Annotated in this window: 18 protein-coding genes; 16 read left to right on the forward strand and 2 right to left on the reverse strand. The window is 44.5% G+C overall.

What is annotated here, in order from left to right; genetic code table 11:
• The first annotated feature begins 115 nt into the window (after window positions 1-115).
• The 13 genes from OCV61_RS01390 to OCV61_RS01450 all read left to right on the forward strand — a co-directional run bounded on the left by OCV61_RS01390 (window position 116) and on the right by OCV61_RS01450 (window position 18,744).
• Window positions 116-1,741, forward strand: a complete 1,626-nt coding sequence (locus tag OCV61_RS01390) for a CTP synthase (protein WP_158420288.1) — start codon at window positions 116-118, stop codon at window positions 1,739-1,741.
• Window positions 1,742-1,756: 15 nt separating this feature from the next.
• Window positions 1,757-6,301, forward strand: a complete 4,545-nt coding sequence (gene gltB, locus OCV61_RS01395; RefSeq protein ID WP_158420289.1) for a glutamate synthase large subunit — start codon at window positions 1,757-1,759, stop codon at window positions 6,299-6,301.
• Between the two features lie 2 nt (window positions 6,302-6,303).
• Window positions 6,304-7,788: a glutamate synthase subunit beta gene (locus tag OCV61_RS01400; protein WP_158420290.1), complete on the forward strand. Its 1,485-nt coding sequence runs from the start codon at window positions 6,304-6,306 to the stop codon at window positions 7,786-7,788.
• A gap of 214 nt (window positions 7,789-8,002) precedes the next feature.
• Window positions 8,003-9,325 (forward strand): glutamine synthetase family protein, encoded by a 1,323-nt coding sequence (locus OCV61_RS01405; protein WP_158420291.1) that lies wholly within the window; start codon window positions 8,003-8,005, stop codon window positions 9,323-9,325.
• 74 nt (window positions 9,326-9,399) lie between these two features.
• Window positions 9,400-9,954 carry an ANTAR domain-containing response regulator gene (locus OCV61_RS01410; protein ID WP_158420373.1) on the forward strand — a complete coding sequence of 185 codons (555 nt, stop codon included), beginning with the start codon at window positions 9,400-9,402 and terminating at the stop codon, window positions 9,952-9,954.
• Window positions 9,955-10,011: 57 nt separating this feature from the next.
• The gene (gene aspS, locus OCV61_RS01415) at window positions 10,012-11,343 is read left to right on the forward strand and encodes an aspartate--tRNA(Asn) ligase (RefSeq protein WP_158420292.1); all 1,332 of its coding nucleotides are present in this window, start codon (window positions 10,012-10,014) and stop codon (window positions 11,341-11,343) included.
• Between the two features lie 14 nt (window positions 11,344-11,357).
• Window positions 11,358-11,651: an Asp-tRNA(Asn)/Glu-tRNA(Gln) amidotransferase subunit GatC gene (gene gatC, locus OCV61_RS01420; RefSeq protein WP_158420293.1), complete on the forward strand. Its 294-nt coding sequence runs from the start codon at window positions 11,358-11,360 to the stop codon at window positions 11,649-11,651.
• Between the two features lie 11 nt (window positions 11,652-11,662).
• Window positions 11,663-13,135, forward strand: coding sequence for an Asp-tRNA(Asn)/Glu-tRNA(Gln) amidotransferase subunit GatA (gene gatA, locus OCV61_RS01425; RefSeq protein WP_158420294.1), 1,473 nt, complete (start codon window positions 11,663-11,665; stop codon window positions 13,133-13,135).
• The gene (gene gatB, locus OCV61_RS01430) at window positions 13,132-14,571 is read left to right on the forward strand and encodes an Asp-tRNA(Asn)/Glu-tRNA(Gln) amidotransferase subunit GatB (protein WP_158420295.1); all 1,440 of its coding nucleotides are present in this window, start codon (window positions 13,132-13,134) and stop codon (window positions 14,569-14,571) included. The genes gatA and gatB overlap by 4 nt, the downstream gene beginning before the upstream one ends.
• 58 nt (window positions 14,572-14,629) lie before the next feature.
• Window positions 14,630-15,853, forward strand: a complete 1,224-nt coding sequence (locus OCV61_RS01435) for an LL-diaminopimelate aminotransferase (RefSeq protein WP_158420296.1) — start codon at window positions 14,630-14,632, stop codon at window positions 15,851-15,853.
• On the forward strand, window positions 15,850-16,176 hold the full coding sequence (locus OCV61_RS01440; protein ID WP_158420297.1) for a cupin domain-containing protein: 327 nt from the start codon (window positions 15,850-15,852) through the stop codon (window positions 16,174-16,176). Before OCV61_RS01435 ends, OCV61_RS01440 begins: the two co-directional genes overlap by 4 nt.
• A gap of 136 nt (window positions 16,177-16,312) precedes the next feature.
• Window positions 16,313-17,581, forward strand: a complete 1,269-nt coding sequence (locus OCV61_RS01445; protein ID WP_158420298.1) for a M18 family aminopeptidase — start codon at window positions 16,313-16,315, stop codon at window positions 17,579-17,581.
• The gene (locus tag OCV61_RS01450; RefSeq protein WP_158420299.1) at window positions 17,578-18,744 is read left to right on the forward strand and encodes a M20 metallopeptidase family protein; all 1,167 of its coding nucleotides are present in this window, start codon (window positions 17,578-17,580) and stop codon (window positions 18,742-18,744) included. Before OCV61_RS01445 ends, OCV61_RS01450 begins: the two co-directional genes overlap by 4 nt.
• An 18-nt stretch (window positions 18,745-18,762) precedes the next feature.
• Here the strand turns inward: OCV61_RS01450 and OCV61_RS01455 are convergent, their stop codons facing one another.
• Entirely contained in the window at window positions 18,763-19,707 is a 945-nt protein-coding gene (locus OCV61_RS01455; protein WP_158420300.1) for an AEC family transporter, read from the reverse strand.
• Window positions 19,708-19,835: 128 nt separating this feature from the next.
• Between OCV61_RS01455 and OCV61_RS01460 the strand changes: the two genes are divergently transcribed.
• The 3 genes from OCV61_RS01460 (at window position 19,836) to ilvC (ending at window position 22,645) form a co-directional block, all read left to right on the forward strand.
• Window positions 19,836-20,894, forward strand: a complete 1,059-nt coding sequence (locus OCV61_RS01460; RefSeq protein ID WP_158420301.1) for a tyrosine-protein phosphatase — start codon at window positions 19,836-19,838, stop codon at window positions 20,892-20,894.
• A gap of 131 nt (window positions 20,895-21,025) precedes the next feature.
• Window positions 21,026-21,523: an acetolactate synthase small subunit gene (gene ilvN / locus OCV61_RS01465; RefSeq protein WP_158420302.1), complete on the forward strand. Its 498-nt coding sequence runs from the start codon at window positions 21,026-21,028 to the stop codon at window positions 21,521-21,523.
• 102 nt (window positions 21,524-21,625) lie between these two features.
• Entirely contained in the window at window positions 21,626-22,645 is a 1,020-nt protein-coding gene (ilvC, locus tag OCV61_RS01470; RefSeq protein ID WP_158420303.1) for a ketol-acid reductoisomerase, read from the forward strand.
• A gap of 41 nt (window positions 22,646-22,686) precedes the next feature.
• Here ilvC and OCV61_RS01475 read toward each other — a convergent pair whose 3' ends face one another.
• The gene (locus OCV61_RS01475) at window positions 22,687-23,559 is read right to left on the reverse strand and encodes a LysR family transcriptional regulator (RefSeq protein ID WP_158420304.1); all 873 of its coding nucleotides are present in this window, start codon (window positions 23,557-23,559) and stop codon (window positions 22,687-22,689) included.
• Between the last annotated feature and the right edge of the window lie 70 nt (window positions 23,560-23,629).

Here is a 23,629-nt window from a genome sequence, read left to right on the forward strand (position 1 = left end):
GTCAAAACAGAACTTTCGGGGGATAGTCCCCTCCGGAAGGATTGTTTTGGCACCTTTTTGTTTGGCTTAGTACAGATATGAGATGAGAGCTTTATGGATGAGGAGGAAATATATAATGGCAATTAAGTATGTTTTTGTTACAGGAGGCGTTGTTTCTGGACTGGGGAAAGGAATCACTGCTGCATCCCTTGGACGGCTTTTGAAGGCCAGAGGATATCAGGTGACTATGCAGAAATTCGATCCATACATCAATATTGATCCTGGTACAATGAATCCGATCCAGCATGGAGAGGTTTTCGTTACAGATGATGGTACGGAAACGGACCTGGATCTGGGACATTATGAAAGATTTATTGATGAAAGCCTTGATAAAAACTCAAACGTAACCACAGGAAAGATTTACTGGTCTGTTCTTCAGAAAGAAAGACATGGAGATTTTGGCGGAGGAACTGTCCAGGTGATTCCGCACATTACAAATGAGATCAAAAATCGATTTTACAGGGCAAAATCACCGGATGAGGACAAAATCGCAATTATTGAAGTGGGCGGTACAGTAGGAGATATTGAAAGCCAGCCTTTTCTGGAATCAATTCGTCAGTTCCAACACGATGTGGGACATGAAAATGCTATTTTGATACATGTCACTTTGATCCCATATCTGAAGGCTTCTGGTGAGATGAAAACAAAGCCCACCCAGGCAAGCGTTAAGGAACTACAGGGAATGGGGATCCAGCCGGATGTGCTGGTGTGCAGAAGCGAGTATCCTCTAACGGAAGACATTCGTGGCAAGATCGCTTTGTTCTGTAATGTGCCTGTCAGCCATGTGCTTCAGAATCTGGATGTGGAATATCTTTATGAGGCACCCCTTGCAATGGAAAGGGAAAAGCTGGCAGATGTGGTTCTTCAGTCTTTGTGCCTGGAAAACAGGAAGCCGGATCTGACAGACTGGATCCAGATGGTGGATCATCTGAAGCATCCGGAGGATTGTGTGAATATTGCTATTGTAGGAAAATATACACAGCTTCATGACGCTTACTTAAGTGTTGTGGAAGCGTTAAAGCATGGCGGGATCTCCTGCAAGGCGAAGGTTGAATTTACCTGGGTGGATTCTGAAGAATTAAATGAAAAGAATCTGGACAAGCAGCTTCATGACGTAGACGGGATTCTGGTTCCAGGCGGCTTTGGCAATAGAGGAACAGAAGGAATGATCCTGGCTGCACAGTATGCAAGAGTTCACAAGATTCCTTACCTTGGTATCTGTCTTGGCATGCAGATGGCGATTGTGGAATTTGCCCGTCATGTGCTTGGGTATGAGGATGCTAACAGTATAGAACTGGCACCTGAGACTACTCATCCGGTGATCGCACTTATGCCGGATCAGGAGCAGGTAGAGGATCTGGGGGGAACCCTCCGTCTGGGAAGCTATCCTTGCGTATTAAAGGATGATTCTTTATCCCTTGCACTGTTTGGCAAGAAAGAAATACAGGAACGTCACAGACATCGTTATGAGGTCAATAACGCATACAGAGACGAATTGAATGAAAAGGGAATGAGCATAGCCGGTACATCTCCGGATGGGCATATTGTAGAGATGATCGAGATTTCAGGTCATCCATTCTTTGTAGGAACCCAGGGTCATCCGGAATTTAAGTCAAGGCCAAACCATGCGCATCCGCTGTTCCGTGGATTTGTACAGGCGGCAGTAGACCGAAAAAAAGAAATTGAAAGAAAGACCATATAGAAAGGATGAGGAAATATGAGAGAAGTGGCAAATGACCAGCAGGGTCTTTACCGCCCGGAATTTGAGCATGATAACTGCGGAATTGGTGCAGTTGTAAATATTAAAGGTAAAAAAAGCCATGAAACGGTTGCAAATGCCCTGCGTATTGTAGAAAATCTGGATCATCGTGCAGGAAAGGATGCAGAAGGAAAAACCGGAGATGGTGTGGGAATCCTTTTGCAGATTTCTCATAAATTTTTCAAAAAAGCCTGTAAGAAAGAAGGCATTGAGATTGGAGGGGAAAGAGAGTACGGAATTGGACAGTTCTTTTTCCCGCAGCAGGAAATCAAGCGTGCCCAGGCAAAGAAAATGTTTGAGATCATTGTGGAAAAAGAAGGTCTGGAATTCCTTGGATGGCGTACAGTGCCCACTGTACCGGATGTACTTGGACACAAAGCACGTGAGTGTATGCCCTATATCATGCAGGCATTTATTAAAAAACCAGATGATGTGGAGAAGGGTCTTGATTTTGACAGGAAACTGTATATTGTCCGCAGGGAGTTTGAACAGTCCAATGACAATACCTATGTAGTATCTATGAGCAGCAGGACCATTGTATACAAAGGTATGTTTCTGGTTGGACAGCTTCGCACCTTTTTTGAAGATCTTCAGAGCCTGGATTATGAATCTGCCATTGCAGTGGTTCATTCCCGTTTCAGTACTAATACAAATCCAAGCTGGGAACGTGCACATCCTAACCGTCTGATCGTACATAATGGTGAGATCAATACGATCCGTGGTAATGCAGATAAGATGCTTGCCAGAGAAGAAAATATGGAATCCCCATATCTGAGCCAGGAAATGTCTAAGGTGCTTCCGGTTGTGAACAGAAGCGGTTCCGACTCAGCAATGCTGGACAATACGCTGGAGTTTCTGATGATGAGCGGCATGGATCTGCCACTTGCAGTGATGATCACCATTCCTGAGCCATGGGCAAATAATGATACTATTTCTCAGGAAAAACGGGATTTTTATCAGTATTATGCAACTATGATGGAGCCATGGGACGGACCTGCGTCCATTCTGTTTTCAGATGGTGATGTGATGGGAGCTGTCCTTGATCGAAATGGTCTTCGCCCATCCAGATACTATGTTACATCTGATGGATATGTGATCTTGTCCTCTGAGGTAGGCGTTCTTCCTGTGCCGGAAGAAAAAATTGTATTAAAAGAACGTCTTCATCCTGGGAAAATGCTTCTTGTGGATACTGTACAGGGCAAGATTATTGATGATAATGACCTTAAAGAAATGTATGCAAAAAAACAACCATACGGAGAGTGGCTGGACAGCAATCTTCTGCATCTGAAGGATATCCATATCCCAAATGAGAGAATCGAGGAATACACAGAAGAACAAAGAGCCCGCCTTCAGAAGGCTTTTGGATATACCTATGAGCAATACCGGACTTCAATCCGCAATATGGCATTAAATGGCGCAGAGAGTATTGGAGCAATGGGTGTGGATACGCCTCTGGCTGTTCTTTCCAAACAAAATCGTCCTCTGTTTGATTACTTTAAGCAGCTTTTTGCACAGGTAACAAATCCGCCTATTGATGCTATCCGTGAGGAAATCGTTACCAGTACCAGCGTATATGTTGGAAAGGATGGAAACCTGTTGGAGCAGAATGCAGAAAACTGTCAGGTATTAAAAATCAACAATCCTATCCTTACCAATACAGATATGCTTAAAATCAAGGAAATGCACTATGAAGGCTTTAAGGTCGCCGTTGTTTCCACTCTTTATTATAAAAGCACCAAGCTGGAGCGTGCCATTGACCGACTGTTTGTGGAGGTAGATAAGGCATATCGTGACGGAGCCAATATTCTGGTACTTTCTGACCGTGGGGTAGATGAAAACCATATGCCTATTCCGTCACTTCTGGCAGTATCCGCTGTGCATCAGCATTTGGTAAAAACTAAGAAAAGCACTTCCCTTGCAATTATCCTGGAGTCTGGAGAGCCAAGAGAGGTACATCATTTTGCAACCCTTCTGGGCTATGGTGCAAGTGCTATTAATCCGTATCTTGCACAGGAAACGATCCGTGAATTGATCGATACCCATATGCTGGAAAAAGACTATTATGCAGCAGTCAATGATTACAATCAGGCAGTGCTTGGCGGTATTGTAAAAATTGCTTCTAAGATGGGTATTTCCACTATTCAGTCCTATCAGGGATCTCAGATTTTTGAGGCTATTGGTGTATCTCAGGATGTGATCGATAAATATTTTACAGGAACAGTCAGCCGTGTAGGCGGTATTACACTGGAAGATATTGAGGACAATGTAGAACGTCTCCATTCCGAGGCATTTGATCCGCTGGGGCTGGCTACAGATCTTACTCTTGACAGTGTAGGAGCTCATAAGATGAGAAGCCAGGGAGAGGAGCATAAATACAATCCTCAGACCATTTCCCTTCTTCAACAGGCTACATGGACAGGCAGCTATGATTTGTTTAAAGAATATACAAAAAAGGTTGATGAAGAAAACCATGGCAATTTAAGAGGCCTGATGGATTTTAAATACGCCAAAGAGCCTGTGCCTATGGAGGAAGTGGAAAGTGTTGATGAGATCGTAAAACACTTTAAAACAGGAGCAATGTCTTATGGTTCCATTTCTCAGGAAGCACATGAAACACTTGCCATTGCCATGAATCATCTTCATGGAAAATCCAATACAGGAGAGGGTGGCGAAAGTGAGGAACGTCTGGATTCAGCAGGAACAGACAATGATCGCTGCTCTGCCATCAAGCAGGTTGCCAGCGGACGTTTTGGTGTTACCAGCCGTTATCTGGTATCTGCACGTGAGATCCAGATCAAGATGGCACAGGGAGCAAAGCCTGGTGAAGGCGGACATCTGCCTGCAAAGAAGGTATATCCATGGGTAGCCAAGACCAGGCATTCCACACCAGGAGTAAGTCTGATCTCTCCGCCGCCACATCATGATATTTATTCCATTGAGGATTTGGCTGAACTGATCTATGATCTGAAAAATGCCAATAAATATGCAGATATCTCAGTAAAGCTTGTATCTGAAGCAGGTGTGGGAACGGTTGCAGCCGGTGTTGCCAAGGCTGGAGCACAGGTGATCCTGATTTCCGGTTATGATGGCGGTACAGGAGCTGCACCAAGAAGTTCCATCCATAATGCCGGACTTCCCTGGGAACTGGGACTTGCCGAAACACACCAGACACTTCTGATGAACGGATTACGTAACCGTGTACGTATTGAAACAGATGGAAAGCTGATGAGCGGTCGAGATGTGGCAGTGGCAGCTCTCCTTGGAGCAGAGGAATTTGGATTTGCAACTGCACCTCTTGTAACAATGGGCTGTGTGATGATGCGTGTATGTAATCTGGATACCTGCCCGGTAGGTGTGGCAACACAGAATCCGGAGCTGCGTAAAAGATTTAAAGGAAAACCAGAATACGTAGAGAATTTCATGCGTTTTATCGCACAAGAATTAAGGGAATATATGTCAAAGATAGGCGTTCGTACCCTAGAAGAAATGGTGGGACGTACAGATCTTCTGGTTGCATCTGATAAGGTAAAGGAGCCTCATAAGGGCAAAGTGGATCTGACTGCTATTTTGAATAATCCATATGCGGCAAAAGGGGAAAAGGTTACTTTTGATCCGAAAGCAGAGTTCAATTTTGAACTGGAAAAAACATTGGACGAAAAAGTGCTTCTTAAAAAATGCGGTAAAAATATTGTAAGTGGAAGCAAAACAGAAATCTCTGTAAATGTTACAAATACAGACAGGGCTTTTGGAACAATTCTGGGTGCAGAGATCACTAGAAATCATAAAAAAGGTCTGGCAGAAGATACAATTGTAGTCAACTGTACCGGTGCAGGCGGACAGAGTTTTGGTGCGTTTATTCCTAAGGGGCTTACCCTGAAGCTTACTGGTGACAGCAATGATTATTTTGGAAAAGGGCTTTCAGGTGGAAAGCTTGTAGTAAAGGTTCCGGAAAAAGCCGGTTACAAAGCAGAGGATAATATTATTGTAGGAAATGTTGCACTGTATGGTGCTACCAGCGGAACTGCATTTATTAACGGAATGGCTGGAGAGCGTTTTGCAGTACGTAACTCTGGAGCGTATGCAGTTGTAGAAGGTGTTGGTGAGCACGGATGTGAGTACATGACCGGCGGTCGTGTGGTTGTTCTTGGCAAAACCGGGAAAAACTTTGCAGCAGGTATGAGCGGTGGTATCGCCTATGTGCTGGACGTGGACAATGTGCTTTACAAGAATCTGAATAAAGCCATGATCTCCATTGAAAAGGTTGAGAACAAATATGATAAAAAGGAACTGCGGGATCTGATTGAAGCCCATGTACAGGCTACCGGCTCAAAACTGGGGGCAAAGGTGCTGGCAGACTTTGACGAATATCTTCCTCATTTCAAAAAGCTGATTCCAAATGAGTATAAACATATGGTGACTTTAAGTGCAAAGCTGGAAGAAAAAGGATTGAACAGCGAACAGGCACAGATGGAAGCGTTTTATGAAAGTATTAGGAGGGCATAACCGTGGGAAAACCAACTGGATTTTTAGATTACGACAGAGAGACGGCAAAGGTTCTGCCGCCGAAAGTAAGAATTGCTGATTTTAAGGAATTTCGTATTCCGTTAAATAAAGAAAAACAAAAACTTCAGGGGGCACGCTGTATGGCATGCGGAGTTCCCTTCTGCCAGTCGGGCATGATGCTTGGAGGAATGGCTTCCGGCTGTCCGCTGCATAACCTTGTACCGGAAACAAATGATCTGGTATATACAGGCAATTGGAAACAGGCATTCTTAAGACTGAGCAAGACCCATTCCTTCCCGGAATTTACATCAAGGGTGTGCCCTGCACTGTGCGAGGCTGCATGTACCTGTAATATTAACGGAGAGCCTGTATCTACCAAAGAAAATGAACGTGCCATTATTGAGACTGCTTATGCAAATGGCTGGGTAAAGCCTCAGATCCCAAAGGTGCGTACAGGCAAGTCCATTGCAGTAGTTGGCAGTGGCCCTTCCGGACTTGCCGCAGCACAGCAGTTGAACCGTAGAGGCCATCAGGTAACTGTATATGAAAGAAACGACCGGATCGGCGGGCTGCTCCGCTATGGAATCCCGAATATGAAGCTGGATAAATCTGTGATCGACCGCAGGATCCACTTAATGGAAGAAGAGGGAGTTAAGTTCATAACAGGAGTCAATGTTGGTGTGGATATTACGCCTGCAGAGCTGCTGAAACAGTATGACCGTGTGATTCTTGCCTGTGGTGCATCCAATCCAAGGGATATCAAGGTTCCTGGAAGAGAAGCAAAAGGTATTTATTTTGCAGTAGATTTCCTTTCTAAGGTTACAAAAACACTTTTGGATTCTGATTTCCAGAAAGCACCTTATGAGGAAGCGAAGGGAAAACATGTGCTTGTGATCGGAGGAGGAGATACAGGAAATGACTGTGTAGGTACTTCCATCCGTTTGGGAGCAAAATCCGTTACCCAGCTGGAAATGATGCCAATGCCGCCTGTACACAGGGCGCCGAATAATCCATGGCCACAGTGGCCAAGAGTGCTGAAAACAGATTACGGTCAGGAAGAGGCCATTGCTGTATTCGGTCATGATCCAAGGGTTTATCAGACAACAGTAAAGGAATTTATTGCTGATAAAAACGGAAATGTATGCCAGGCAAAGATCGTTAAGCTGAAAAGTGAGAAAGATCCTAAAACTGGCCGCATGATGATGGTACCTGTAGAAGGAACAGAAGAAGTGATCCCGGCAGAACTGGTACTGATCGCAGCCGGTTTCCTTGGAAGCCAGAAATATGTGACAGATGCATTTAAGGTAGCAGTAAACGGACGTACCAATGTGGAAACAAAACCGAATGGATATGAAACAAGTGTGGAGCGTGTGTTTACAGCAGGAGACATGCATAGAGGCCAGTCTTTGGTGGTTTGGGCGATCCGTGAAGGCAGAGAAGCTGCCAAAGCAGTGGATGAATCTCTGATGGGATATTCATATCTGTAAACTTGTAACTGTCCGGCACCATCACAGTTGCAGGCATAATGATACAGCTGCAAAGCTTTTTAAGGCTTTTGTGGCTGTATTTTTTTTGATTCACAGTGATAAAGGAGTTGACAACAAATAATGCCGTTGCTATAATGTTCAACATGAACAAGGGCGTTCTTCATACAGATGTTGTATGAAGTATGCTCTTTTTTATTATAAAGGAGAGAATGAGATGGGGAATTATACACGAGAAGAAGTTTTACAGATGGCGGAGGATGAAGATGTAGAGTTTATCCGATTGCAGTTTACGGATATGTTTGGAACATTGAAAAATATAGCCATAACCGCAAGAGAGCTTCCAAGGGCATTAAATAATGAATGCGTGGTAGATGGATCTTTTATTGCAGGGATCGCAGGAGAAAAAGAACCGGATATGTATCTTTATCCGGATCTTGACACCTTTACTATCCTCCCATGGCGCCCCCAGCAGGGAAAGGTTGCCAGACTGTTGTGCGATATTTATACACCGGACGGAAAGCCAAATGAACGCAGCTCCAGATATATATTAGAAAGAACAGCTGCAATGGCAGAGCAGAAGGGCTATACCTGCTATATTGACCCGGAATGTGAATTTTTCCTGTTCCATACAGACGATAATGGAGTACCTACCACACTGACTCATGAGAAGGCAGGTTATCTGGATATCAGTCCTGTGGATCTGGGAGAGAATGCAAGAAGAGATATGGTGCTGAATCTGGAGGATATGGGCATGGAGATCGAATCCTCCCATCATGAGACTGCACCGGCACAGCATGAGATCGACTTCAGATGTGATGAGATCCGTAAAATGGCTGACCACATTATGACCTTTAAAATGGCAGTGCGGACCATTGCAAAGCGTCATGGGCTTCATGCTACCTTTATGCCAAAACCTAAAGTGGATGCTAATGGATCCGGCATGCATATTCGGTTTTCTTTATTTAAAGAGGGCAGAAATATTTTTGTAGATCCAAAGAATCCACAGGAGTTAAGTGAGGATGCGTATTACTTTGTTGGCGGCCTTTTGGCTCACAGCAGGGAAATGGCTGTGATCACCAATCCAGTGGTGAATTCTTATAAGCGTCTGGTGCCAGGATATGAGGCACCTACAGAGCTTACCTGGACTACAAACAATCAGAATTCCCTTATCAGGATTCCAGGTGCCAGAGGAGAACATACAGGGATCGAGTTGAGAAGCCCGGATGCGGCAGCCAATCCATATCTTGTATTTGCCTGCTGTCTGGCTGCAGGACTGGATGGAATTGAAAAGAAGACCTATCCTACAAAGTCTTCCAATCGTTCCATGTCTGAATCTGATCAGAAAGCAATGAATATAGGAAATCTTCCGGAGAATCTTTGTGAAGCTGTAGAAGAATTTGAGAACAGCCAGTGGATGAAAGAGATTCTTGGCAAGGAATTTTGTGAGGAATATACCGCTGCAAAGAAGAAGGAATGGCTTCGTTATACAAGACAGGTGACACAATGGGAGATTGAAGAATATCTGTATCGTATTTAAGAATATGAAGCAGGAATACGAAATACCAGCGTGAAGGTTTGTATAACAAAGACGAAAGAGAGTGGCGGGTACGTATGAATAGCAGCATTGTAATTGCGCTGCCTAAGATCGAAGATGCGAAAAAAATACGGGCGATCCTGATCCGGTATGGTTTTTCTGTGGCTTCAGTGTGCAGCACAGGTGCAGGTGCTTTGGCAAGCATGTCTGAACTAGATGGGGGAGTCCTAATCTGTGGCTACCATTTGCCGGATATGTATTACCGGGATATATTGGAATATCTGCCTTCCTATTTTCAGCTGTTGCTGCTTGCATCAGCCAGAGTGATCGGAGAGGCGCCATCTTCCGTCTTATCTGTGGAAATGCCTATGAAAGCCAGTGATCTGGTAAATACAGTTGATATGGTACTTTCACAGCTGGAAAGACGATGGAAAAAAGACAAGAAACGGCCAAAGCCCCGTAGCTGGAAAGAACAGAATTATATATCTAATGCAAAATTTTTATTAATGGAGCGAAATCATCTGAATGAAGAGGATGCATACCGTTATATACAGAAATGCAGTATGGATTCCGGTACTAATATGGTAGAAACAGCACAGATGGTGCTAATGCTCTTATATGATGAAGTATAAAGTTTAAGAAAATGCCTGAAAGGGCAGCAATTCACTGTGAATATGGAGGATGAGGAAATGAAATTTTTGGATGGTAAATGGGAAAAGAAAGAATGCAGCTTTGAAGAACTTTTAAGTGACCACATCCTGAATCAGCAGGCTTGTGTGGCAGGTGCGATTCACAGTATCCGAAATATGGGTGAAATTGCATTCGTAATCTTAAGAAAAAAAGAAGGGCTTTTTCAGACGGTGCTGGAAGAGGGAAAAGCAAATGTTTCTGTCCGTGATCTGAAAGAAGCCATGACCGTAAGAGTGACAGGAACTGTCAGCCAGGAGGAGCGTGCACCACAGGGCAGAGAGCTTCTGATCTCAAATCTGGAAGTATTGTCATCACCGGCAGAACCTCTTCCTCTGGCAATTGATAAATGGAAGCTGAATACTTCTCTGGAAGCAAAGCTGAACTTCCGTTCCATTTCTCTTCGTAACCTTCAGGAAAGGGCAAAATTCAGGATCCAGGAAGGTCTTACAAGGGCTTTTCGAGATTATCTTTATGAACAGGGATTTACAGAGATACACACACCAAAGATCGGTTCCAGAGGAGCTGAAGGTGGTGCAAATATGTTCAAACTCAGTTATTTCCATAAGCCTGCTGTTCTTGCACAAAGCCCGCAGTTTTACAAACAGATGATGGTTGGCGTATTTGACCGTGTGTTTGAAACGGGGCCTGTGTTCCGTGCAGAAAAGCATAATACCAAACGTCACCTGAATGAATATACAAGCCTTGATTTTGAAATGGGATATATTGACTGTTTTCAGGAGATCATGGCCATGGAGACAGGATATCTTCAGTATGCTATGGAGCTTCTGAAAAAGGATTATGCTAAGGAACTGGAAATGCTGAAAGTTCAGCTTCCGGATGTGTCCAGGATTCCACAGGTACGTTTTGATGAAGCAAAACAACTGGTGTCCGAAAAGTACAAACGTCAGATCCGTAATCCATTTGACCTGGAGCCTGAAGAAGAAGCCTTGATCGGCCGTTACTTTAAAGAAGAATATGATGCGGATTTTGTATTTGTAACCCATTATCCTTCTAAAAAACGTCCTTTCTATGCTATGGATGATCCGGAAGGTACCAGGTATACCTTAAGCTTTGATCTTCTGTTCCATGGCCTGGAGATCACCACAGGAGGGCAGCGTATCCATGATTACCAGGCACTGTGTGATAAGTTAGCCGCACGAGGTATGGAAACCGAAGGAATGGAGGAGTATCTGGATACCTTCAAACATGGAATGCCGCCACATGGTGGATTGGGAATCGGTCTGGAACGTCTTACCATGCAGCTGCTGGGAGAGGATAATGTACGTGAAACATGCCTGTTCCCAAGAGATATGAACAGGCTGGAGCCATAAGAGGAGATGGAAAAATGGCAAAGATCATAGATGATGAAACAATGGAAAATGTATGCATTCTGGCAAAGCTGTCCCTTTCCGGACAGGAAAGAGAAAAGGCTAAGGCTGATATGCAGAAAATGCTGGATTATGTTGAAAAGCTGGATGAACTGGATACATCTGGTGTGGTACCACTGTCTCATATTTTCGGGAATGCTAATGTATTCCGTGAGGATGTGGTGACAAATGGAGATGAAAGCGTGGCAATGCTGAAGAATGCACCAAAAGCAAAGGATGGACAATATCAGGTGCCCAAGACCATAGGATAGGAGAGAAAACCATGGATTTGGAAAAAATGACAGCGCTGGCTCTGGCGGAAAAGATCAAACAGCATCAGATCAGTGTGGTTGATGGTGTAAAGACTGTGTTTGACCAGATCGAGAAAAAAGAAGACAGAGTACATGCGTATCTGGATTTATATAAAAAAGAAGCATATACGAGAGCAAAACAGGTAGAAAAAGGAATTGCAGACGGCACTTATACAGGCCCGCTTGCTGGTGTGCCTATTGCGGTAAAGGATAATATCTGTGTACAGGGCAAGCCTGCTACCTGTGCTTCAAAGATTCTTGAAGGCTTTGAGCCTCAGTACCAGGCAGAGGTGATCGATCGGCTGGAAAAGGCAGGGATGATCATTATCGGAAAAACAAATATGGATGAGTTTGCTATGGGAAGTACCACAGAAACATCTGCTTACGGAATCACAAGAAACCCATGGAATCTGGAGCATGTACCCGGTGGTTCTTCCGGCGGCTCCTGTGCAGCGGTAGCAGCAGGAGAAGCGTACATGGCATTGGGCTCAGATACCGGTGGTTCGATCCGTCAGCCCAGCTCTTTTTGTGGAGTAACAGGCCTGAAACCGACCTATGGTACAGTTTCAAGATATGGACTGATCGCTTACGCATCTTCCCTGGATCAGATCGGACCTGTAGGAAAGGATGTAGCAGACTGTGCAGCACTTCTTCAGGTGATTGCAGGTCATGATCCTAAGGACAGTACATCCCAAAAAAGAGAAGATCTTAATTTTATGGAAGCTTTAAATGGAAAGATCACAGGTATGAAATTTGGTGTTCCCAAAGAATATCTGGCAGAGGGAATTGATCCGGAAGTAAAGGCTGCTTTTATGGAAGTGCTGAAAACACTTACAGAGCTTGGGGCAATCGTTGAGTTTTTCTCAGTAAAAACAATGGAATATATGATCCCTGCTTATTATATCATTGCCAGTGCAGAAGCCAGCTCCAACCTGGAGCGCTTTGATGGGGTGAAATATGGATACAGGGCAAAAGAATATGAAGGTCTTCATGATATGTACAAGCGTTCCAGAACAGAAGGTTTTGGAGAAGAAGTAAAAAGACGTATTATGCTTGGCTCCTTTGTACTTAGCTCCGGATATTACGATGCATATTATCTGAAGGCTTTGCGTACAAAAGCTTTGATCAAGCAGGAGTTTAACCAGGCATTTGAAAAATATGATGTTCTTCTTGCCCCGGCAGCGCCTTATACAGCACCAAAGATCGGAGAAAGCCTGAAGGATCCGCTGGCTATGTATCTTGGAGATATTTATACAGTTGCAGTCAATCTGTGCGGATTGCCTGGGATTTCCGTTCCTTGCGGCAAGGACCATACAGGGCTGCCTATCGGCGTACAGATGATCGGTGACTGCTTTATGGAGAAGAAGATCCTGCGCGCAGCACATGCATATGAGCAGGCAAGAGGAGATTTTGGAACTCCGGAAGAAGGAGGTGCCAGAGCATGAAACAGTATGAAACAGTGATCGGTTTGGAGGTTCATGTAGAGCTTGCTACCAGAACAAAAATATTCTGCGGTTGTTCTACCGCATTTGGAGGAGCACCAAATACACACACTTGTCCGGTATGTACCGGTATGCCAGGCTCTCTTCCTGTATTGAATAAAAAAGTAGTTGAATTTGCATTAAAAGCCGGGCTTGCAACTAATTGCCACATTAATCAGTATTGCAAATTTGACAGAAAGAATTATTTCTATCCGGATAACCCTCAGAACTATCAGATTTCCCAGCTGTATCTGCCAATCTGTCATGATGGCTGGGTAGAGATCCAGACTTCTGCAGGCAAAAAGAAAATCCGTATTCATGAAATGCACATGGAAGAGGACGCAGGAAAACTGATCCATGATGAATGGGAAGACTGTTCTCTTGTAGATTACAACCGAAGTGGCGTGCCTCTGATCGAGATTGTTTCTGAGCCGGATATGAGAAGCGCAGAAGAAGTGATCGCATACCTGGAAAAGCTGCGCTGCACTATGCAGTACCTGGGCGTTTCTGATTGTAAGCTGCAGGAAGGATCTATGCGTGCAGATGTAAACCTTTCTATCCGCCAGGTGGGTTCAGACACATTTGGAACAAGAACAGAGATGAAGAACCTGAACTCTTTTAAAGCAATTGCAAGAGCGATTGAAGGGGAACGGGAGCGCCAGATCGAGCTTCTTGAAATGGGAAGACCGGTAGTGCAGGAAACAAGAAGATGGGATGATAACAAAGAATCTTCCCATGCTATGCGTTCTAAGGAAGATGCAAAGGATTATCGGTATTTTCCAGATCCGGATCTTCCACCCATTCATATTTCAGACCAGTGGATCCAGGATACGAAGGCACAGCTTCCGGAATTCCGTGAAGAAAAGCAGCAGCGTTATCAAAAGGAATACGGGCTTCCAGCTTATGATGCGGAAATCCTTACAGAATCCAGGCATCTTGCGGATTTGTTTGAAGAAACAGCCACGCTGTCCGGGAATCCGAAAAAAACAGCAAACTGGTTTATGGGTGAGGTGCTTCGTCTTGTAAAAGAAAAGGGAATGGAGCCGGAAAAGGTACATTTTAGTGCAAAGCATCTTGCAGATCTGCTGGATATGGTAGAAAAAAAACAGGTTAGTGCCCAGAATGCAAAAAGGGTATTTGAAAAAGTGTTTGACCAGGATATTGATCCTGTGGTATACATTGAAGAGAAAGGTCTGAAAATTGTTGAAGATACAGGCCTGCTTAAAAGTACTGTGACCAGGATCCTGGATGAGAATCCGGAACCTCTTGCCCAGCTTCTTGAAGGTAAGGATAAGGTTATGGGCTACTTTGTAGGACTGATCATGAAAGAATTAAAGGGAAAAGCAAATCCGGCAGGTGTTCGGGAGGCTCTTGCTGATGAGATCAGCAAACGAAAATAAAATTAAAACAAGCCAGGATGCCATATAGCAGCAGGCTTCTGGCAGGCAGGAGATATTTATGGTAACAGTAAATCACAATTATCTTAAATTACCGGGCAGTTATCTTTTTTCAACCATCGGTAAGAAAGTAAAAGCATATCAGGCAGAGCATACAGATGCAAGAATCATAAGTCTTGGGATTGGAGATGTGACCCAGCCTTTGGTACCGGCGATTATCGATTCCCTTCATAAGGCCGTGGAGGAGATGGCTCATGCAGAGACTTTTCGCGGCTATGCACCGGATCTTGGCTATGATTTTCTGAGGAATGCCATTGCAAAAAACGATTATCAGGATAGAGGGTGTCAGATCTGTGCTGATGAGATTTTTGTTTCCGATGGAGCCAAAAGTGACTCAGGAAATATCCAGGAGATTTTCGGACTGGATAATAAGGTGGCAGTCTGCGACCCGGTTTATCCGGTGTACGTGGATACTAATGTTATGGCAGGACGTACAGGTTTTTACAATACACAGCGTGAGAATTTTGACGGGGTGATCTACATGCCCTGCAGGGAAGAGAATGGCTTCCTGCCGGAGTTGCCGGAAGAAGTGCCGGATCTGATCTATCTTTGTTTCCCTAATAACCCCACAGGTGGTGCCATTACAAAAGAGGGACTTCAGCAATGGGTGGATTATGCCAACAAAAACGGCTGCGTGATCATTTATGATGCAGCCTATGAAGCATATATTTCTGAAGAGAATGTACCACATACTATTTATGAGTGTGAAGGTGCAAGGACCTGTGCTATCGAGCTTCGTAGCTTTTCCAAGAATGCAGGTTTTACAGGTGTGCGGCTTGGCTTTACCGTAATTCCAAAGGAACTGGTCCGTGATGGTGTGGCACTTCATGATCTGTGGGCAAGACGTCATGGCACTAAGTTTAATGGTGCTCCTTACATCGTACAGCGTGCAGGGGAAGCTGTATATTCTACGGAAGGCAAGGCGCAGTTAAAGGAGCAGGTAGGCTATTATATGAGGAATGCTAAAACGATCCGGGAATCTCTTGCAAATGCAGGCTTTTCCGTTTCAGGTGGTGTGAACGCTCCGTATATCTGGCTGAAAACACCAGGGAAAATGACATCCTGGGAGTTTTTTGATTATCTGCTGGAAAAAGCAAATGTAGTAGGAACTCCTGGTTCCGGCTTTGGTGCTCAAGGCGAAGGATATTTTCGGCTTACTGCGTTTGGTACCTATGAGAATACGCTGGAGGCGATCAGCAGAATTGAAAAGGAGGTTTCATTATGAAGGTAAGCCGTATTGAGCATATGTGCGAAGGAAATGGCCATGTGATCATTAAGGAGATCCTGGAAGAGCCATATCTTGCAGGGAAATGCGGTCTGTATGCAGAAGTAACACTGGAGCCGGGATGCTCGCTTGGTTATCATGAGCATCATGGGGAAAGTGAGACCTATTATATTCTTGCAGGTCAGGGAGAGTATAATGATAATGGGGCATATCGTCCGGTGAGTGCCGGGGATATTACCTATACTTCATCAGGCAAAGGTCACGGATTATCAAATACAGGTAATACAGATCTTGTTTTTATGGCACTGATCATAAAAGACTGACGGACAGGCTGTTGTACTCAGGAGGTACAGCAGCTTTTTTATGTAATAGGCACATTAAGTGCTGTATCCTTCCGGTTGCGGCCAAATGGAATGTAGCGTATAATCAGGATATCATACGGATGAGGAGATTTTAGATATGTACAGAAAAAATGCTGAAAAGTTACTTGAATTTATAAAGAAAAGCCCTTCTGCATTTCAGGCAGTGGAACAGATGAAGAAACGCCTTTTGAAAAAGGGCTTTACAGAATTGTCTGAAAAGGAATGCTGGGACATCCATCCGGGCGGCAGATATTTTACAACAAGGAATCATTCCGCACTGGCTGCTTTTTCCATACCGGAAGAAGGGGCAGACCATTTTCACATACTGGCAAGCCACAGTGATTCTCCTGCATTAAAGATCAAAGAGAATCCGGAGATAAATGTAGAAGGAATGTATGTGCGCCTGAATGTGGAACCCTATGGAGGAATGCTGATGGCACCCTGGTTTGACAGGCCTCTTTCTGTGGCAGGACGTGTGATCGCCAGGGAAAAGGGGGAGATCCGGCAGATCCTGGTGGATATGAATGAGGATATGGCTTTGATTCCCAGTCTTGCAATACATATGAACAGAGAAGCCAATAATGGATACAAATATAATGCACAGAAGGATCTTTTGCCCTTATACGGACTTGGAGATGCAAAGGGCAGCTTTATGAAGCGGATCGCGCAGGCAGCAGGTGTAAAAGAAAAAGACATTCTTGGTCATGATCTGTTTCTATACCCAAGAACTGAGGGCAGTATCTGGGGATCTGAAGAGGAATTTGTTTCCGCTCCAAGGCTGGATGATCTGCAGTGTGCTTTTGCCTCCCTGGAGGGCTTTCTGAAGGGCAAAAAAGAAAATTCCATCTGTGTCCACTGTGTGCTGGACAATGAGGAAGTTGGCAGCAGTACCAAGCAGGGGGCAGCTTCTACCTTTTTGAAGGATTGTCTCCTTCGCATTTATCTGGGCTTTGGAAAAAGCTATGAAGAATATTTGGCTGCAATGGCTGGAAGCTTTATGATCTCTGCTGATAATGCCCATGCGCTTCATCCAAATTATGCTGAAAAAGCAGATCCTGTGAATCGTCCAGTGATCAATGGAGGAATTGTAGTGAAATATAATGCAAACCAGAAATACTGCACAGATGGTCTTACAGGCGCTGTGTTTAAGGATCTTTGCCAGCAGGCACAGGTGCCTTATCAGATCTTTGTGAATCGTTCTGATATTGCAGGAGGTTCCACATTAGGCAATATTTCCAATAATCAAGCAGCACTCAATACGGTAGATATCGGGCTGCCGCAGCTTGCCATGCATTCCTGCTTTGAGACAGCAGGGGTGAAAGATACTACTTATCTGATCCAGGCAGCGGAGGAGTTTTTCAGTTGAAAAAAACAGAGTTTTCACAATATGAGGAGGAAGTGATCCGTCTTCGGCGGCACTTCCATCAGTATCCGGAGCTTGCTTTGCAGGAGTTCCAAACTTCTGCATTTATACAGAAATATCTGGAAGAACTGGGGTATCAGGTCAGGCATGTGCCGCCTACAGGTTTGATCGCAGAGCATCCCTGTATGAAAAACAGAGAAAAAATGGTGGTTCTGCGGGCAGAAATGGATGCACTCCCTGTGCAGGAGTGTACAGGTCTGGCCTATGCATCCAGGAATAAAGGCTGTATGCACGCCTGTGGTCACGATGGGATACTGGCAGTGGCTTTGACTCTGGCAAAGATCCTTTCCGGGCAAAAGGATTTTCCTGTGGCTGTCCGCTTCTTGTTTGAGCCGGCAGAAGAGATTGGAGAGGGTACGGTACGGATGCTGGAAGGGGGAGCTCTTGACAAGGATAAGGGCAGGAAAGCTGACGGATTTTTAATGTTCCATTATGCCTGTGACCAGCCCCTTGGTATGGCAGTCCACAAAGGGCAGGCCTCCGCTATGATCGGCAAAATGGAAATTCTGATAAAAGGAAAGTCCAGTCACTGGTGTCAGGCGGAAAAAGGGATTGACAGTATTTATGCAGCTGGTCTTGTCGTCCAGAAGGTTCATGAGATCAGTCGCGATTATGTGGGAAAAGGACCTCATGTTGCCGGGATCGGCACCATACATGGCGGGGAATATCCTAATATTATTTCAGATCAGGTGAAGCTGGTGGGAAATATCAGAGCCTGCTATAGAGAGGATTTTGAACAATTAAAAAAGGCCCTGGAGCAGGCCTTCCATAAGGTGGAAGAAGTAACCGGGGCACAGGTATGTTTAAGCTTCCCAAAAGATCCGGTGCTACCCTTTGCCAATGACCCTACTCTTACTGCCATAGCAGCAGACACAGGAAGAACAATATTCGGATCCCATTTTCTGCTGGAGGGAGAAGATGAACTTTTTCTTACAGGAGATAATGCATATCGGTATTATCAACAGACAAAGGGACTATTCTGCGTTTTTCTTGCAGCAGTTCCCGGAGAGGAGCATCCATTTCATCATCCGAAGTTTCAGATCGATGAAAGGATCCTTCTTCCTAGTGTGCAGACCCTTTATGAGATTATAAGAAAATATGCATAACAGGCATTCGGGAAAGAATTAAAGCATACCCAGGGAACGGCACAGGAACAGCCAGCCGGTAAGGGTAAAGGAACTTAGCAAGGTGGTAAGCATAACTACACCTGAGGTAAAGGAACCTTCATAATCCGTATTTTTCGCCATAATATAACAGCTGATAGTAGTTGCAGATCCAAGCATGATCAGAATGGCCGCCAGTTTGTCTTTAGTAAAACCGAAATGCATGGCTGCCGGCAGGAAAAGTGCTGTATATCCAACCAGCTTCAAAAATGTGCAGGCAAGTACTGCACGGATCCTGGAAAAGGCTTTTCTGAATTCAAGTGCGCCGCCCATTGCCATCAGTCCCAGAGGAGTGGCAGTTTTGGCCAGATTTCCAACGGTAGTAGAGAGAATTTTAGGCATAGGAAGGCGGAGCAGGGACCAGATGGAGCCGGCAACGATCCCAAGGATTATGGGATTGGTGGCAATCCCTTTCAGAGTGCGTTTGATCACTGGCATGGAAATTCCTGAATTGCCAGGACGGAACAGACACAGTACAGTGACTGCCATAATGTTATAAAGAGGTACGCTGGCAACAATCATAAGGGGAGCCATTCCTGCATCTCCATACATATTCTGGATAATGGCAATACCAAGCACAGCAGCACTGCTCCGATAGGATGCCTGGACAAATTCCCCTTGAATATCCCTGGGTTTTAATAGAAAGGAAAAGCCTATTGAGATCAGGATGCTGATCAGTGTGGCAAAAAAACAGAAAAGCACCATCTTGCCGTCCCATACGCTGTAGATGTCCATATCTGCAATGTCCTGGAAAAGAAGAGCAGGAAGGGCGGCTTTAAAAACAAATTTGTTCATTTTGCTTACAAAAGACTCATCAAAAAGTCCGGCTTTTCTGAAAAAAAGTCCCAGCATCAAAGTGAGAAAGATAGGAATTGTTGCATTAAGACAAAAGATCAGATTTTCCATTTTAGTATTTGTTCCTTTCTGTAGTAAGATGTGTGGTGGTTTTATTATAGCCTTACAGTGGGAATTGTCAAATTTTCCGGAATGTGTTATTCTTTCGGAGTATAGCAAAATGGAGGAAGATTGTATATATGAGATACGGTAAGATACGTATAGAAGATGGTTATCTGGCATACAGCCGCCACATGATGCTGAACAGCCTTCCCTGTAAGGACATTGTGTGGGCTTATATGCGTCGGGAGGGAGACGATTCCCCCGGAGGAAGTGTGAAACAGATCATTTCCAACTATCTGGTTGTTGTTACCAAGCGTAAAAAACGTTATATGTTTGACATGACAGAGAAAGAGGTACAGGAATGTCTCCGCCTTCTGAAAGCTCTGAACCCGGAGATGGCAGTTGGCTTTCCAAGAGGTGGCAGGCTTCCGTTGCAGTCCCTTCCCAATACCAGGGATCTGGGGGCATTGACTGCCAGGGATGGCCGGCATATCCTGCCAAGAAAGCTTCTGCGCAGCGGAGAACTGTATCATGCTTCACAGGCTGATAAGCAGCTGCTTACAGAAGAGTATCGGGTAAAAACCGTGGTGGATTTCCGCTCCAATATTGAGCGAAAGGAAAAACCGGATGTGATCCTGCGAGGTGTGGAATATTACCACATTCCCATTTTGGATGAAGAGAATCTGGGGCTGTTTGGAGAAGGCAGGGTTTGTAATCGGCTTTTGACCTACCAAGGAGACGGTGAAAAGTACATGGATCAGATGTATGAGAATCTGATCCGTGACCGTTACTCTGTGAATCAGTATGCCAGATTTTTAGATGTATTGATCCGTCATAAAGAAGGGGCAGTGCTCTGGCACAGCTGGGACGGCACGGGCAGGGCAGGAGTGGCCACGGCTCTTTTGCTTTGTGCCCTTGATATTCCGGAGGACACTGTAAGAGAAGATTTCATGCGTTCCAATGCCTATCTGGAAGCAGAGCTTCAGTATATGCTTTTATATTTGGAAGCAATGGGCATGGACAGCCCCAGGGTTGCGGAGAATATGAGTATCTTTTTCAGAGTAAAGGAATCCTATATTGATCGTGTATTTCAGATCATCCGCCAGGAATACGGTACTGTGGAACGTTTCCTTAGAAGAGGCTTGTATCTTACTCCAAGAGCGGTGGAAGAGCTTAGAGATAAGTACCTGATTTGACTTTTGAGCCAGGATTTAAAAATTTTTAATGAATTAATGCAATAAAGTGGCATTTCGCATTGACAAACAGAATTTTGTTGCTATAATGATAAAAAAGTAAAAAGCCTATAGGTGGCGGGAGGGAGTCGATTTTGCAGAAAAGAATTTTATCTTTGCTGGTAGACAACACTTCCGGTGTGCTGAGCCGGATCGCCGGTCTGTTCAGCCGCCGCGGCTATAATATAGACAGCATTACTGCAGGAGTGACAGCAGATGAGAATTTTACACGCATTACAGTAGTATGCAGTGGTGATGATGCCATTCTGGGTCAGATTACGAATCAGCTTTCCAAGCTTGTGGATGTAAGGGATATTAAAGTTCTGGATCCACAGCAGAGCGTTGTTCGTGAGACAGTGCTGGTAAAAGTTGCAGCGAAGCCGGAGCAGCGTGATGGGATCATTTCAGTGGCCAATATTTTCAGGGCAAGCATTGTTGATGTTAGCAGAGATTCTCTGGTCGTTGAAATGACAGGAAGCAAGAGTAAGCTGGAGGCCTTTATCGATCTTATGGGAGACTATGAGATACTGGAGCTGGCAAGAGCCGGTGTGACAGGACTTTCCAGAGGCAGCGGAGGAGTTTGCTACTTCTAAACAGAGAAAGCCCACAGAAGCAGTTCGCTAGGAGATGTCTGTATCCCAGGGTATTGGGCATACTCTTAACAATATATAGACAAACAGTAGGAGGAAATAATAATGGCAGCAAGAATTTTTTATCAGGAAGACTGTAACCTTTCTTTGCTTGAGGGTAAAAAAATTGCAATCATTGGTTACGGCAGCCAGGGTCATGCACATGCACTGAACTTAAAGGATTCAGGATGTGACGTGATCATCGGACTTTATGAAGGAAGCCGTTCCTGGAAGAAAGCAGAGGAGCAGGGCTTTAAAGTATACACAGCAGCAGAGGCTGCAAAGCAGGCTGATATCATTATGATTCTGATCAATGATGAGAAGCAGGCAGATATGTATAAGAGAGACATTGAGCCGAACCTGGAAGAAGGCAATATGCTGATGTTTGCTCATGGCTTTAATATTCATTTTGGATGTATCGTGCCTCCGAAATTTGTAGATGTTACCATGATCGCTCCTAAGGGACCTGGCCATACAGTAAGAAGTGAGTATCAGGCTGGTAAAGGTGTTCCGTGTCTGGTAGCTGTAGAGCAGGATTACACAGGTAAAGCTCTTGATATGGCACTTGCATATGCACTTGGTATCGGTGGAGCAAGAGCCGGAGTTCTTGAAACTACTTTCAGAACAGAGACAGAGACAGACCTGTTTGGTGAGCAGGCTGTACTTTGCGGCGGTGTATGTGCCCTGATGCAGGCTGGATTTGAGACTCTTTGTGAGGCTGGATATGATCCGAGAAATGCTTACTTTGAGTGTATCCATGAGATGAAACTGATCGTTGACCTGATCTATCAGTCCGGATTTGCAGGTATGAGATATTCTATCTCCAATACTGCAGAGTATGGCGATTATATTACAGGACCAAAACTGATCACAGAAGATACAAAGAAAGCTATGAAGAAGATCCTTTCCGATATCCAGGATGGTACTTTTGCAAAAGAATTCCTGCTTGATATGAGCCCGGCAGGCCGTCAGGTTCACTTCAAAGCTATGAGAAAGAAAGCTGCAGAGCATCCGTCAGAGAAGGTTGGCGAGGAGATCCGTAAACTCTACAGCTGGAATGGCGAGGACAAGCTGATCAATAACTAATCGTTATTTACAAAACAGGTTTTACCTGTCTTATATTTCAATTACCGGAAGAACTGTCTAAGGAGAGGCAGTTCTTCTTCTTTTTTTCTGCATACAAATCCTATCTGCCGTACTGGAAAGGCAAAGCCCATAGGTACTTCCACAAGAGCACCGCTTGCCAGGTCATCTTCTACAAATTCCCGGATTACACAGGCAATCCCAAGCCCGATCTTTGCAAATTGGATCAGAAGATCCATAGATGTTACCTCCAGAATATGGCTTAATTCTATACGGTTTTCTTTTAAAAGGGAATTTACTGACTGGCGGGTGATATTATCTTCATCCAGCATCATAAACGTTGCCGTATGGATCAAAGGTTCAGAAGGGAAAAGCTGCTGCTGGTTTTTCAGATATTGTCTGGTTGCCACAAAGGTATCCTGGATACCAAGTAGTGGACGGAAATGATAACCGGTAAGCTTATGGGGTCTGCCGATCAGTCCAAGATCGATCTTGTTGTCATCCAGAAGTTTCAGAGTCTGATAAGTGGACTGGCAGGAAATATTAATACGTACCTGAGGGTTCACAGAGATGTAGTTTTGAAGATAGGACATAAGTACGTATTTACACAAGGTGGAGCTGGCTCCAAGCCGCAGCCTTGGGATCTCTCTGGAATGATTATGAAGGATGGATTCTTCTCCTTCTCCAAGTAAAGAGAAAGCTTCTTTTACTTTTTCGTAAAGAAGTTGTCCGTCTGCAGTCAGTTCCACTCCTCTTGAATTACGTTTGAAAAGAACGGTATCCAGATTCTGTTCCAGCTTTTTGATGGCATGGCTGATGGCGGGCTGGCTGATGTACAATTCCCTGGCTGCCTGTGAAATATTTCCGGTACGGCCGGTAGCATAAAAAATGTGGTATAGTGAAAGATTTTCCTGCATAAAAGCTCCTTCCATAAATAATATTTATAGCAAGTATGATAAATATGTATTTTCATTATAGCAGAAGCTG

This window comes from Blautia ammoniilytica (assembly GCF_025566965.1).
GTDB lineage: Bacteria > Bacillota > Clostridia > Lachnospirales > Lachnospiraceae > Blautia_A > Blautia_A ammoniilytica.